Annotated in this window: 10 protein-coding genes; 2 read left to right on the top strand and 8 right to left on the bottom strand. The window is 58.7% G+C overall.

Features of this window, described 5'->3' with window-relative positions; all coding sequences use genetic code 11:
* Positions 1 to 281 precede the first annotated feature (281 nt).
* Genes AO242_RS26470 through AO242_RS26490 form a run of 5 tightly spaced genes read right to left on the bottom strand, consistent with a single transcriptional unit; the run spans position 282 to position 5,116 of the window.
* Positions 282 to 2,315 carry an LTA synthase family protein gene (locus tag AO242_RS26470; RefSeq protein WP_099270996.1) on the bottom strand — a complete coding sequence of 678 codons (2,034 nt, stop codon included), beginning with the start codon at positions 2,313 to 2,315 and terminating at the stop codon, positions 282 to 284.
* A gap of 23 nt (positions 2,316 to 2,338) precedes the next feature.
* On the bottom strand, positions 2,339 to 2,968 hold the full coding sequence (locus AO242_RS26475) for a hypothetical protein (protein ID WP_099270997.1): 630 nt from the start codon (positions 2,966 to 2,968) through the stop codon (positions 2,339 to 2,341).
* The gene (locus tag AO242_RS26480; protein ID WP_099270998.1) at positions 2,965 to 4,263 is read right to left on the bottom strand and encodes a sialidase family protein; all 1,299 of its coding nucleotides are present in this window, start codon (positions 4,261 to 4,263) and stop codon (positions 2,965 to 2,967) included. Before AO242_RS26480 ends, AO242_RS26475 begins: the two co-directional genes overlap by 4 nt.
* 38 nt (positions 4,264 to 4,301) lie before the next feature.
* Entirely contained in the window at positions 4,302 to 4,847 is a 546-nt protein-coding gene (locus AO242_RS26485; RefSeq protein ID WP_099270999.1) for a cytochrome b/b6 domain-containing protein, read from the bottom strand.
* The gene (locus AO242_RS26490) at positions 4,847 to 5,116 is read right to left on the bottom strand and encodes a PepSY domain-containing protein (protein WP_027900126.1); all 270 of its coding nucleotides are present in this window, start codon (positions 5,114 to 5,116) and stop codon (positions 4,847 to 4,849) included. The genes AO242_RS26485 and AO242_RS26490 overlap by 1 nt, the downstream gene beginning before the upstream one ends.
* A 169-nt stretch (positions 5,117 to 5,285) precedes the next feature.
* Between AO242_RS26490 and AO242_RS26495 the strand changes: the two genes are divergently transcribed.
* Both AO242_RS26495 and AO242_RS26500 read left to right on the top strand, forming a co-directional pair.
* Positions 5,286 to 5,948 carry a response regulator gene (locus AO242_RS26495; protein ID WP_099271000.1) on the top strand — a complete coding sequence of 221 codons (663 nt, stop codon included), beginning with the start codon at positions 5,286 to 5,288 and terminating at the stop codon, positions 5,946 to 5,948.
* Positions 5,945 to 7,339 (top strand): ATP-binding protein, encoded by a 1,395-nt coding sequence (locus tag AO242_RS26500; RefSeq protein WP_099271001.1) that lies wholly within the window; start codon positions 5,945 to 5,947, stop codon positions 7,337 to 7,339. The genes AO242_RS26495 and AO242_RS26500 overlap by 4 nt, the downstream gene beginning before the upstream one ends.
* 277 nt (positions 7,340 to 7,616) lie before the next feature.
* Here the strand turns inward: AO242_RS26500 and AO242_RS26505 are convergent, their stop codons facing one another.
* The 3 genes from AO242_RS26505 to AO242_RS26515 are packed head-to-tail and all read right to left on the bottom strand — an operon-like array spanning position 7,617 to position 12,966.
* The gene (locus tag AO242_RS26505) at positions 7,617 to 10,658 is read right to left on the bottom strand and encodes an efflux RND transporter permease subunit (protein WP_099271002.1); all 3,042 of its coding nucleotides are present in this window, start codon (positions 10,656 to 10,658) and stop codon (positions 7,617 to 7,619) included.
* Positions 10,655 to 11,755, bottom strand: a complete 1,101-nt coding sequence (locus AO242_RS26510) for an efflux RND transporter periplasmic adaptor subunit (protein WP_257153513.1) — start codon at positions 11,753 to 11,755, stop codon at positions 10,655 to 10,657. Before AO242_RS26510 ends, AO242_RS26505 begins: the two co-directional genes overlap by 4 nt.
* Positions 11,752 to 12,966, bottom strand: coding sequence for an efflux RND transporter periplasmic adaptor subunit (locus tag AO242_RS26515; RefSeq protein ID WP_099271003.1), 1,215 nt, complete (start codon positions 12,964 to 12,966; stop codon positions 11,752 to 11,754). The genes AO242_RS26510 and AO242_RS26515 overlap by 4 nt, the downstream gene beginning before the upstream one ends.
* Positions 12,967 to 13,005: the final 39 nt, after the last annotated feature.

Below are 13,005 nucleotides of genomic sequence, written 5' to 3' on the forward strand. Positions count from 1 at the left end.
CAAATTTCAAGCATACGCGATGTATCTGAAGACACTAATCCCGTGGGGAATCTATGTTGGCCAAGCAAATGGTCGCGTATATCTGTTGGAGCGAGGCTTGCCCGCGAAGAACGATCACTTGGTACCTCTGACAAACCAAGGCGGATGAATTCGCGGGCAAGCCTCGCTCCAACAAGTCGCGTCGATCTTATCGCGGGCAAGCCCAGCTCCCACGGGTAAATGCATTGCAGTTCAAGCAATCGAATTGCAGTGACTAAGCGATGACATAGCCACGCCCAGGCTCACTGCACATTCCGGTACAACATCATTCGAGCGCTCTCATGTAGCCCAAGGGTCAACGCACGCAAGCGACTGAACTCCTCCGGATGCTGACCCGCAACGTCCTCCAACGGGGTTGCCGAGGCCAGGTCATGCAGCGTCGGTGATGTGCCGTCGTGCTCCATCTGCAAGAGGAAATGCCGGGTCACGCCACCAATTAACGGGAACGTACCCTCGCGCAGTACCAATGGCACGACACGCTCTCCTTCCGGCGCAGGTTGCTGGATGTCCCGCCCCATGGCGCCATTGCTGAACGGAATACCCGCCATACCTGCCACGGTGGGCAACAAGTCCGCCAACCCGACCGCCTCCTCCACTACCTTCGTCCCTATCAAGCCTGGGGCGTGAATCAACATCGGCACGTTGTTGCTCTCCAGGCCTAACTGTTCAAAGGCCGGAGGCATGTGCGGGATTTGGCTGATACGGGTGTTGTGGTCTCCAAACAGGACAAAAATCGTGTTCTCGTAGTAACCGCCCGCCTTGGCCAGCTCCATCAGCCGCCCGATATTGAAGTCCAGCAAGCGCACCGCGTTGTATTGCTCGACGCTGCGTGAGCCCGCTGCCTGCACCTGTTCAAGGCTCAGTTTGCTGACTTCAAAACCGTCGTTTTCCTTGGGAATGGTAAACGGCCGGTGATTGCCCGCCGTCTGCAAATAGGCGAAGAACGGCTGGTCCTTGGGCAGCGCGCGCAGGATTCGGTCGCCTTCCTTGAACAGATCCAGATCGGAAATCCCCCAGACATCCACCACCGGCGATTGCCAGTCACGCTCGTCATACAGTCGAATGTCAACGATGCTGCGGCGGATCAGCGCGTTCATATTGGCCCACCCGGAATTGCCGCCAATCATGTACAGCTTCTCGTAGCCCTTGAAATCGTTGATCAGCGTGTTTTGCCGGGTCAACATCGGATGCCGGGTTGCGGTTTCCTGACGGGTCACATCGGGCACCCCGGTAATGCTTGCCCATACAGTTTTGGCCGTTCCCGTCACGGGCACATAGAAATGCCGGAAGAACCAGCTTTGCTGAGCCAGCCGATCCAGATTTGGGGTCGGGTTGAGCGGGTTGCCATACGCCCCCACGGCACTGGTGCCCAAGGACTCAAGCATGACAAACACCACGTTCGGCGGCCGCGTGGCAGCTACGTTGTATGGCTGCACATCTTGCTGACGCTTGAAGGTCAGGCTTTGCGGGTCTGGTTTATCGACGCCCAGATAATCAGCGACCACTGGATAGTGCTCACGCACCACGTCTTCGTCGTAACGCGATTGCCCGACTTTGAGCGTGTCATAAAGGAAAAGCACCGGGTTCAACCCCAGCGCGGCAACCTGACTGTTGCCGGAAAAGAACGCATCGCTCCAGCGCAGCGGTACCGGATTTTCCAGATTGAGGTTTTCAACGCGGCCCAGCAGCCCCAACAAAGTGGCCAACGTCACGAGCACTGCGCCAAACGCGACTGACCAACGCTTGATCGGCCTGGCCTGACGCTCAAGGGTCAGCCGCTCCAACCCGATGAAGGCCGCGATTATGACCCCGATACCGGCGAGCCAACTGGCGGTGATCCACAGCACCGGATAGGTTTGCCAGAGCATGTCCCGGGAAATCTGCGCGTCGTCCAGATAACGCATAACGCTGGCGTTGATCCGCACACCCAGATACGCGTAATGACCGAAATCGACGATGTAAACCAGGGTGACCAACGCCAATGCGACGGCCAGATACACCCGCGCCAACCAACGCATCGTTTTGACGTTCAGCAGGTTCCAGCGAGGAATCCACAGCAGCACGACGAGGGGCAACGCCAACAGCAAAGCCAGACGCAAGTCGAAACGAAAGCCGATGCCCAGCGTCTGTGCGACCGTGTTGTCAGTGCTCAGACTGGCAGGATCAACGCCGGAAAAACCGAAGAAAAACACCAGCCGCAACACGCTCAGCAGCACGAAAAACAGCACGGTCACGCCCAGCCAATACAGCAAGCGCCGTGATTGCAGCCACCCCATTTTCATCCCCTTGAACGTCGCACTCACAAGCCCGAAACCGGCTTGCCGTTTGATAGCGTTAATGGCTGGCGAATGCGCCAGCGACGATAGATGCCACGCACGACCATCACTACCAGCGCCACACAGCAATACAACGCCAGCAACGGGTCGATCAGGTAGTCCCAGTAGTTTTCCGAAGGTTTGCCGCGCACCGCGAAGGCCAGTGTTGCGCCTGCCAGCATCACCACACCCAGGCCATTACGCAGGTACAACAAGCCAAACGCGATGACCGCAACAGCAATGATCAGGGGCCGCGGATTAAAGCCCAGACGATAAGGATCGCTGTAGCTGAGGCCCAAAGTAGCCGGGTAAAGGACCAATGCCAGGGCAGCAAAAACAACCACCACGACGGCGCCAGGTCGAGCCACTCCTGGCAGTTTCATACCCAGGCGCTGCAAGCTGAACCAGACAAGGACAATCGCGGTGGTGATCGCCAGATCATCGGTAAAGCTGCGTACATAGGCCGCCAGCGAAAGACCATTGAGGCTGACAAAGCCCAAGGCTGAAAATCCCGCCAGAATAATCAGGCGTGACTTCAGACTCGGTGCCAACGGCGTAACCAGAAGGAACAGCGCCAGACTGAAAAACAGATGGGCTTGCCATAGAGACATCACAGCAGTTGCTCCGCCAGCCAGGCTTCATTGAAGCTGACGTGTTTGATGAAGGTGTTATTCCACGAATACACCAAGTGGTAGATGCCTTCAGGGCTGCGGATGAAGTACGGGTACTCGTACTCGAAATCGCAGCCTTGCGGTGAGCAAACGCGCTGATCGAGGTTGCTCAGGAACGCCTCCTCCAACGGATGACGGCGTTCACCACTGGAGGCCCGGAAACCTTCGCCGATGATTTCCTTGTAGGCATCAAAGGAAAATGGATTGCCCTGCGGATCGGGGGACTTGTCGAGATCGATCACAGAGGTCCAGTGATCCATCTGCTCGTCCGTGCCGTACAGGCTCAATTTGAAACGACCGTCGCGCAGGTCGTTCAGCGCAACCAACAAGCCGCGGCCAGGGGTACCGACGGCCGCCAGCGAAGAGTTGGGGTTGCTCGGCGCAAGGGGCAGCGGCTCGCTCCAGGTCTGACCGCCATCTTCGGTGCGACTGGCGAGCACTTTGTGATGCGTATTGCCCGCGTAGCGCAGCAACGCAACCGCGCGCTTGTCATCCAGCGGCACCACGGTTGGTTGCAGGGAGTTCTTGCCGCGGCTGATGCGGAATTTGTCGATCACATCGCCATTGGCGCTCAGGTAAAGGTATTCGGCGAACTTGCCCAGAAACTCGTGATAAACCGGCAGGCCTATCGAACCGTCGGCGTGAAACACCGGCGCAGCACGCACCAAGGTGCTGATATTGAGGAACGGCGAGGTGACCAATTGCCGTGGCTGAGACCAGCTTTTGCCCATGTCCTCGGAGACCATCACGTTGACTGAACTGCCTGCCCAGCCGCCCACCGATACGGACACATAGAACAGCCACAAGCGCTGGTCCGGTGCCAGGGCGACCACAGGGTTACCGAGTTTGCGAATATATTTACCGGTGCCCTCCTGAGTAGACTGACGGGTTGCCAGCACCTGCTCATCGCCCCACTCGCCTGAGCTCGCATCGAATCGCGAGGCGCGAATTTCGACATCGCCCGCCCCCTCACGAGTGCCCGCGAACCACACCGACATCAGGTCGCCACCGGGCAATGCGGTCACTGCCGAGGAGTGTACGAAGTCATCAAGGTCAGACGATGCGAAGCGGGTGTTATAAATGGCTTTAGCCGCAACGCCTGAAGCCGGTGTGAGGACCGGGGCAACGGCGAAACCGGACAGCCTGTGCTGCGGATGGCTGAGCCAGGCGCCGAGGAAAACCAGAGCGAGCGCAAGATATGCACTCAAGACAGGTACATTGAAAGAAGTCAGTCGCATGGGTATTGATCACAACCGCGAAGGCAAAATGTCTGGACTCAATCACGAGACTCGTCGGCGAGAGGCCGCCGTCGGCCGGTGATCATTGACAACGGCAGGTTGTCCTTCACCTGATAACTCTCAAACAGTGCCGCCGCTATATGCAGGCACACCACCCACGCCAGGCCGTCAGCCAGCGTTTCATGAATCTGCTGAGGCCAGTCTGCGCCCCACAAGGCATCTACTTCGGTCATCAACCATCCCGTCAGACCGATGCCGAAAATCATCACCATCATCAGCACCATGACCAGCGCGCCCAGCGGCGAATGCCCCAGCCGATGTTCCGGCTGACGCCTGAGCAGCGAACTCACATGGGCACGCAAACGCGCAGGCGTCGGCCAGAAATCGGACCAGCGCGCACTGCGCGGTCCGATGAAACCCCACACCACACGCACCACCAGCCAGGCAACCGCGTAGTAACCCAGCCAGACATGCCAATCATCACCAGCCTCATTGAAGAAGTAGTTGGCGACGAACACACCGGCCAGGGAAATGTGGAACAGCCGCACCAGCGGGTCCCACAGGCGTAGGGTGGGACGGCTCATCAGCCCTTGATCTCGGTCTTAACGGCTTTGCCGGTGACCGGATCGTGGTAGATCTCGACTTTGCGCTTGTCTTTGTCGAAGCCGTAGATTTCGTAGCAGTTGCCGTCAGTGACTTTGAACTTGCTGATCTCGTAACCCTGAGCCTTGAGTTGCTCCTGGAATTTGCCCTGATCCTGCCAGGTGGAGCGTTCGGCGGTGGTGCATTGTGGTCCGGCAAGGGCCAGCGGGCTGGCGAGGAGAAAGGGAACCAGCAACAGGACTTTACGCATGGCAGACACTCGTAAGAACTAAGGAGGCGCTACTGTGCGAAACAAAGCTTAGCGAAAGCTTAGGACGCAACAGACCGTTACATCTTCTCCGACACAAGGCTCTGCCCGAAGCGCAGGCGTAGCGGCATCATGTGCGCCCTCACCGGCTGAAACCAATACGGAACACCTTATGCGCCTGCTCCTTGTGGAAGATGACCGTGCCGTAGGCCAGGGCATCCGCGTCGCCCTCGGCAGCGAAGGCTATACGCTGGACTGGCTGCAAGATGGCGCAAGCGCTCTTCATGCCCTGCGCAGCGAACGCTTTGATTTGCTGCTGCTCGACCTTGGCCTGCCGCGTCTGGACGGTCTCGACTTGCTGCGCCAGATTCGCGCGGAACAACAGTCTTTGCCCGTCCTGATCCTGACCGCACGGGACGGTACGCCGGACCGAATTGCCGGGCTGGACGCCGGTGCCGATGACTATCTGGTCAAACCGTTCGACGTGGATGAGCTCAAGGCTCGGGTTCGTGCGCTGCTGCGCCGCAGTCAGGGACGTGCGCAACCGTTGCTGGAGCATGGGCCAATCAGCCTCGATCCTTCGACCCAGCAAGTCAGCTTCAACGGCGTAGAAATCGCCATGACGCCCATGGAGTATCAACTCCTTCATCAACTGATGATCCGCCCCGGCAAAGTCGTGACCCGCGAGCGTTTGTCGTCCACGCTCTACGGCTGGCAAGACAAGGTGGAGAGCAATACGCTGGAGGTGTTGATCCACAACCTGCGCAAAAAACTCTCCGCTGAATTGATCCGCACCGTGCGCGGCGTGGGCTACCGGATCGAGACTCTGTCATGAGTTCAGTTCGCGCGCGCATCCTCATCCCCGTGCTGCTCCTGCTGCTGTTGGGCGACTTGACCATCAGTTGGTTGGCGTTGCGCGACAGCCACACCGAAATCGAAGAGGTGTACGACGCTCAACTCGCGCAAAGCGCGCGTCTGCTGCAAGGCGTTTTGCGCCAAAGGCCTCCAGGCGAAACAGACCTTGATCGGCTGTATCAGGCTTTCGACGAAGCCATGAGTCGAGTGGGCGGTGGTGAAGCCGCACATCCTTATGAAACCCGTTTGACGTTCCAGATCTGGCGCAACACCGGAGAACTTCTGGTGCGTTCCGCCGAAGCACCGGAGCTGGACGGCCCGCCCGCGACCGAGGGCTCGCATGACTTCCTGAAAGACGGCAATGACTGGTGTGGTTTCCTGCTGGTCGATGCCCAGCAAGGGCTGTTGATCTGGGTTGGCGAGCGTGACGACGTGCGTCAGGATCTGATTCAACGCATCGTTCGCCATACCCTTTGGCCAACGGTGATTGGTGTGCCGCTTCTCGCCATAGCCATCTGGCTGGCGATTGGCTGGGGGATGCGTCCCCTGCAATTCATGGCCAGCGTCATCCGTCGACGCGAGCCGGAAAGCCTTGAGCCGCTGGACCTGTCACCTCTGCCTAAAGAGCTGGAGCCTATGCAGACCGCACTCAATCGCCTGCTGATCCAGATCGAAAATCTGCTGGATCGAGAGCGCCGTTTTATCGCGGATGCGGCACACGAATTACGCACCCCACTGACCATCCTGCGCATCCACGCGCAAAACGCCAAACAGGCGCAACTGCCTGAACAACGCGAAGAAGCGCTGGATTATCTGGTGCATGGCGTCGACCGCGCGACGCGCATCGCCAGTCAATTGCTGACCATGGCGCGCCTTGAGCCGAAGATAAAACACGATGAACTGCAGACCTTCGACCTGGGCAGTCTGGTCCGTGAGGAACTCGCCGAACTAACGCCATTGGCAGCCGAGAAAAAAGTCGAGTTGGTATTCGATGGCGTCGAGGACTTCCGGTTACACAGTGATCCAGCGGCCATCACCGTCGCCTTTCAGAACCTGCTGACCAACGCCCTTAACTTCGCTCCGGCCAACAGTGAGATCCGGGTCATTCTCGACCGGGCTCAAAACGGCGAGGCCGAGCTGCGCGTCGAGGACAGCGGGCCGGGCATTGACGAAAAAAATGCACCGCGCTTGCTGGAGCGTTTCTACACCAATGGCCATAGCAACGGCGCAGGACTGGGGCTGGCCATCGTCGAGATGATCGTCAAAAAACTCGACAGCAGCCTGCAGATCGGCAACCGCCCGGATGGCGGGTGCTGTGCGCAGTTGCGGCTCAGGAGTCTTGTAGAGCTGAAGCTGAACGCTCCGGCCTGAAATAAGATCAACGGTAGGACCGAGTTCATTCGGGAAGGCGGTCTTACAGGCAATAAACCTGAAGCGGATGTACCGGCCTCATCGCGAATGAATTCGCTCCCACAGGAATTGCGCACATCTCAGGTTCATGCAGATCCCGTGGGACCGAATTCATTCGGGAAGGCGGCATTCCTGATGGACACAGATACATCGAATGTACCGGATTTTCGCGAATGAATTCGCTCCTACGGGGTTTGCGCCCGGCTCAGATTCAACTGCGTGCGACCGCAAGAATCGCCTATGCCCTGGGCGGTTTGATGCCGTAACAAACCATATACAGCGCGGGCAGAAAAAACAGTGTCAGGACGGTAGCAATCGCAATGCCGCCGATCATGGCGTAGGCCATCGGCCCCCAGAATACCTCTCGCGCTATCGGGATCATGCCCAGACTTGCCGCCGCCGCCGTCAGCAGGATCGGGCGACAGCGATGCTCGGTGGCCTTGACCACAGCGGTCCACGCCTCTTCTCCAGCCGCCATGAACTCGTCGATCTGCGTGACCAGAATCACCGAGTTACGGATGATGATCCCGATCAGCGCCAGCACCCCGAGGATCGCCACGAAACCCAGCGGGTACCCCGTCAACAACAGCGCAGCAACGACTCCGATAAACCCTAGCGGCACCACGCTGACCACCAGCATCAGTTTCTTCACACTCTGCAACTGAATCATCAGAAAGGTCGCAACCAACAGCAGCATCAGTGGCACAACTTTCAGAATCGGCCCCTGAGAACGAGCGCTGGCTTCGACCGCTCCACCGGTAGCCACCGAATAGCGCACGGGCAAAGCCGCACTGAACGCCTCGACCTGCGGACGCAACTCACGCACCAGCGCCGCCGGTTGCAGATGGCCAAGTACGTTGGCTTTCAGGGTAATGGTCGGCAGCCGGTCGCGACGCCAGACCAGCGGTTGCTCCTGCTCGTAACTCAAACTGGCGAAGGCCATCAATGGCACACTGGTCCCGCCGGGCACCGGAATCTGCAGGTTGCTCAAGGTTTGCAGCGAGGTCCGCTCACTGGCTTCGGCACGCCCGACCAGATCGACCAGATAGGTATCATCGCGAACCTTGGTGATGCTGGTGCCGGACACCAGGCTGTTGAGAATCTGCGCCACGTCTTCGGAAGACAGGCCGAACTGGCGCACCTTGTCTTGAGCGATATCAATCTTCAGTACTTTGCCTGGCTCGTTCCAGTCGTAGATGACCTGCCCGATATTTGCGTTGGCATCCAGGATGGCCGCCAGAGCCATGGCCTGGCTGCGGACTTGCTCGATATCAGGACCGCTGACCCGATATTGCACAGGCCACCCCACCGGAGGCCCCATGTTCAGCGGTTGCACATAGCCGCCAACGCCCACGAAGTCATCGCGAAAACGCTGACGCAAACGCTCGATCAACTGATCTCGCCCTTCCCCGCCACGGCTGACGATAACCAGTTGGCCATAAAACGGATTACTCAATTGCTGATCCAGCGGCAAGTAAAAACGCACCGCGCCTTTGCCAACGTAGGAACTCCAGTGCAACACATCCGGATCGTCCTTGAGCGTGGCTTCGAGGCGGTCCATGACCTGACGCGTACCGTCGATGGAGCCATTCTGAGGCATGTAGATATCGACGAGAATTTCCGGACGATCCGAATCCGGGAAAAACTGGTTTTGCAGTAACTTGCCCGCGAACAGCGACCCGACGAACACCAGCACGGTAAAGCCGATTACCCACCAGCGATGCTTGAGTGCTCCTGACAACGCCCGCCTGAATCCCGACATCCAGACGCCGCCCGCATGCTGATGAGCTTTGGGTACTTTGAGGATGTGCACGCCAATCAGCGGCGCAAACAACACCGCCACCAGCCATGAAAGCAGCAACGCCACTGCGATCACTGCAAACATGGTGAAGACGTACTCACCCGCCGAGCTGGAGTTCAGGCCAATCGGCACGAAACCGGCGACCGTCACCAACGTGCCTGTCAGCATCGGGAATGCCGTGGAGGTATAGGCAAACGTGGCCGCCTGCTGCAATGAGTCGCCGGCTTCAAGCCGGGTCACCATCATTTCTACGGTGATCATCGCGTCGTCCACCAAGAGCCCCAGCGCGATGATCAACGCCCCTAAAGAAATACGCTGCATGGTAATGCCGCTGTACTCCATGAAGACGAAAACCAGCGCCAACACCAGCGGGATTGAACACGCCACGACGAGCCCGGCACGGATGCCCAGGCTCAGGAAGCTCACCACCAGCACAATCAGAATCGCCTCGAACAACGCACGCGTGAAGCCGCCGATAGCCTTGTCCACCACCTCGGCCTGACTCGACACCAGATGCACATCGATACCCAACGGCAGCTCGCTGGTCAGCGCATCCATACGCTGCTGCAAGCGCATGCCGAAATCCTGAATATTGCCGCCCTGCTTCATGGCCACGGCCAGACCAATCGCTGGCTGGCCGTTGAAGCGAAACATCGAGCTTGGTGGATCGGCATAACGGCGCTCCACCGTCGCCAGATCACTCAGGCGAAAGAAGCGCTCACCGAAGCGCAGGTTGACGGCTTGCAGGTCACTTTCATCCGTGAACTGGCCGCTGGTGCGCACTGCAATCCTTTCCGGACCGGATTCGATGACACCGGCCGGCGTTACTGCGTTCTGCGCTTGCAGACTGGCGATGACCTGCCGCTGATCAATCCCCAGCGCCGCCAGCTTGCGCATGGAGAAGTTCAGGTAGATCACTTCACGTTGCGCCCCCAACAACTCGATCTTGCCCAGGTCCTGCACACTTCGGATGTCCGCCCTGACTTGCTCGACATAGTCGCGCAACTGACGAAAAGAAAGCCCGTCGGCGGTAAACGCATAGATGCTGCCGAAGACATCACCGAACTCGTCGTTGAACGCAGGCCCTTGAATGCCTTCGGGCAGTTCACCCCGAATGTCCATGATCTTCTTGCGCACCTGATACCAGGCGGCGGGAATGTCAGCGCTGTGGGTGTCGCTCTTGAGGAAGACAAACAGCGTCGACTCACCGGCCAGGGTGTAGCTCTTCACATAGTCCAGCGCATCGATTTCCTCGAGCTTCTTTTCCATGCGGTCAGTGACCTGCTGCAAGGTCTCCTGCAGCGTCGCACCGGGCCAACGGGCTTGAATGACCATGGTCTTGATGGCAAACGAGGGATCTTCCTCACGCCCAAGATTCATGAACGACCAGCTTCCCATCAGCAGCGAAACGAACATCATGTACCAGACCAGTGTGCGGTGCCGAAGCCCCCAGGCAGACAGGTTAAAACGCTCCCTCACAAACTGACCTCGCGATCCATACGAACTCTCTGTCCTGCTCTCAGACCGTTGACTCCGGCGATGACCACCTTGTCACCATCATGCAACTCACCCTGCACGCGCACCGAAGAACCGTGTCGGGCCAAAATGGTTACATCGCGGGAGCTCACGGTCGCAGACTGCGGATCAACGACCCACACCTGCGCCTGGCCCTCGCGTTCAAGCACGGCGCTGCCTGGCAGTTCGCGAAAGGAAGAGGCGGCACTGCTGATCTCAACGCTCACCGTTGAACCCAGCCGAAAGCTGTCCGGCACGGCATCCAGCGTCAGTCGTACACGCTGGGTGCGTGTTGTCGGATCAATCTGTGGCGACAACTGACGCAAATGGGCGGCGACAAAAGCGTGTGGGTTGAGCTGGGAAATCACTTGAATCCGAATGTCCTGACTCAGTGTGGCAACCAGATCCAGTGGCAGATCAACCACGGCTTCGCGGCTCTCAGGGCGGGCCAGACTGACGACCGGATGCCCGGTCGCGACCACCTGGCCGACCTCGCCATGCCAATCAGTGACCACGCCATCGAACTCAGCCAGCAAACGGGTGTAGGACAGATGATCAGTAGCTTGCTGCAACGCATTGCGGGCCTGACTGAGAATGGCGTCCTGGGTTTGCAAATCACCGCTCATCTGATCCAGTCGCGCCTGAGCCCCCACGCCCCGCGCGATCAGTTGCTGATAGCGCTGCCGCTCTACGCTCAATTGCTGCCAGGTCGCTTGGGCCTTGTTCAGTTCTGCCTGCCGGGCACGCAGTTGGTTTTGCTGATTGCCGGGCTCAAGGGTGGCGAGAAGATCGCCCCGACGAACCCTGTCACCGATCTCGACGTGACGCGTTGCAATGCGGCCTGCCACTCGAAAACCCAGTTCGACTTCGTAGCGAGGCTGAATGCTGCCCGCAAAGCGCCCATGAACATGCTGCTGCGCGTCGACCATTTCGATAAACAACACAGGCCGCTCGACAACCTCGCGTACAGGCTTGTCACGGCAGCCTGCGACCATCATGAAAATGATGCAAAACAACCAGACTTTGCAGATCAAAAGGATACGGATGACGGTGACCTTCATCGACTCGTCTCCGCTGCCAAGGCGATGACCTTGCTGTTGTCATCGTTCTTGTCATGGCCCTCGCGCGCAGCGACATCGACTCTCTGCCCCGGATACAAAAACTGCAGACCGCGGGATACCACCCAGTCACCCTCTGCTACTCCGGATGCGATGACTACGTGACCCTGCTCATAACGCAACACCTGCACTTCAACCAGACGCACACGGCTCTGCTCGTCTACGCGCCAGACTGCAGGTTTGCCGTGACTGCGACTCAGAGCCGACCATGGCAGAGTGAAAGCCTTGCGGGCCTGAGAATCCAGCTTCGCGCTGACCACGGTACCCAGAGCAAGATTGGCGGGAGCGTCTTGCAGCGCGACCCGTACCCGCAGGGTGCCGCTGGCGGAAGAGACAATCGGAGTGATCTCACGGATCCTGCCGGACAGCGTCAGGGCCGGATTGCCCAGCCCGCGAACACTTACGCGGCGACCTGGCTGGTCAGATTCCAGCAACGATTCGTAGGCCGCGAATACCGCTTCTCGCTCGCCATCATGGGCAAGACTGAAAACAGGTGTGGCGGCCTGCACCACCTGACCTTCTTCGGCATGACGTGCCGTGATGATTCCGTCGGCCACCGCAACCAGTTCGGTGTAGCTCAATTGGTCGCGCGCATTGGCCTGCTGCGCTTTCAGCGCGGCAAGATCGCCCCGCGCACTCTCCAGCGCAGACTGCGCTTTTTGATACTCGCTGAGATTGGTATAGCCCTTGGGCAGCAACGTTTGCTGACGCTGGTAATTGGTTTGCGCCAAACGCAGTCGCGATTCTCTGGCGGCAACTTCTGCATCGGCCGACGCCAGTTCAGTGTTTTGCTCTCGCGGGTCGAGCTTTGCCAACCGCTGCCCCGCTCGCACACGATCGCCCACATCGACAAAGCGCTGCACCAGCTTGCCGGACACCCGAAAAGCCTGCTCCGTGACCTTGCGCGCCTGGATATCGCCTGTCAGCTCGACGCTGGTCAGGATGTCGGAAGAAACCACTTCCTGAACCGCCACACGGACCAGTGTTTTCGACACAGGCTTATCGTCAGAACAGCCACTGAGGGAAAGCAACAGCAAAACGTTGAGTCCCAGCGCCAGCCAAGGCTGGCGAACAACCCTTCCAGGATTCAAAAACCGGGAATTTCCGGCCACACGACAACACCCGCACAAATGCACAGCACAAGAAATATTCATCAACGACAAAGCCACAGCCCAATGAAGTATCGCCACACC

The sequence above is a fragment of the Pseudomonas sp. ICMP 561 genome (assembly GCF_002699985.1).
In the GTDB taxonomy this organism is placed as follows: Bacteria; Pseudomonadota; Gammaproteobacteria; order Pseudomonadales; family Pseudomonadaceae; genus Aquipseudomonas; species Aquipseudomonas quasicaspiana.

Excerpts from the sequence above, each read along its gene's own strand:
- AO242_RS26480 (WP_099270998.1), bottom strand. The coding sequence starts at position 4,263 with ATGCGACTGACTTCTTTCAATGTACCTGTCTTGAGTGCATATCTTGCG.
- AO242_RS26515 (WP_099271003.1), bottom strand. The coding sequence starts at position 12,966 with ATGAATATTTCTTGTGCTGTGCATTTGTGCGGGTGTTGTCGTGTGGCC.
- AO242_RS26485 (WP_099270999.1), bottom strand. The coding sequence starts at position 4,847 with ATGAGCCGTCCCACCCTACGCCTGTGGGACCCGCTGGTGCGGCTGTTC.
- AO242_RS26495 (WP_099271000.1), top strand. The coding sequence starts at position 5,286 with ATGCGCCTGCTCCTTGTGGAAGATGACCGTGCCGTAGGCCAGGGCATC.
- AO242_RS26500 (WP_099271001.1), top strand. The coding sequence starts at position 5,945 with ATGAGTTCAGTTCGCGCGCGCATCCTCATCCCCGTGCTGCTCCTGCTG.
- AO242_RS26490 (WP_027900126.1), bottom strand. The coding sequence starts at position 5,116 with ATGCGTAAAGTCCTGTTGCTGGTTCCCTTTCTCCTCGCCAGCCCGCTG.
- AO242_RS26510 (WP_257153513.1), bottom strand. The coding sequence starts at position 11,755 with ATGAAGGTCACCGTCATCCGTATCCTTTTGATCTGCAAAGTCTGGTTG.
- AO242_RS26470 (WP_099270996.1), bottom strand. The coding sequence starts at position 2,315 with ATGGGGTGGCTGCAATCACGGCGCTTGCTGTATTGGCTGGGCGTGACC.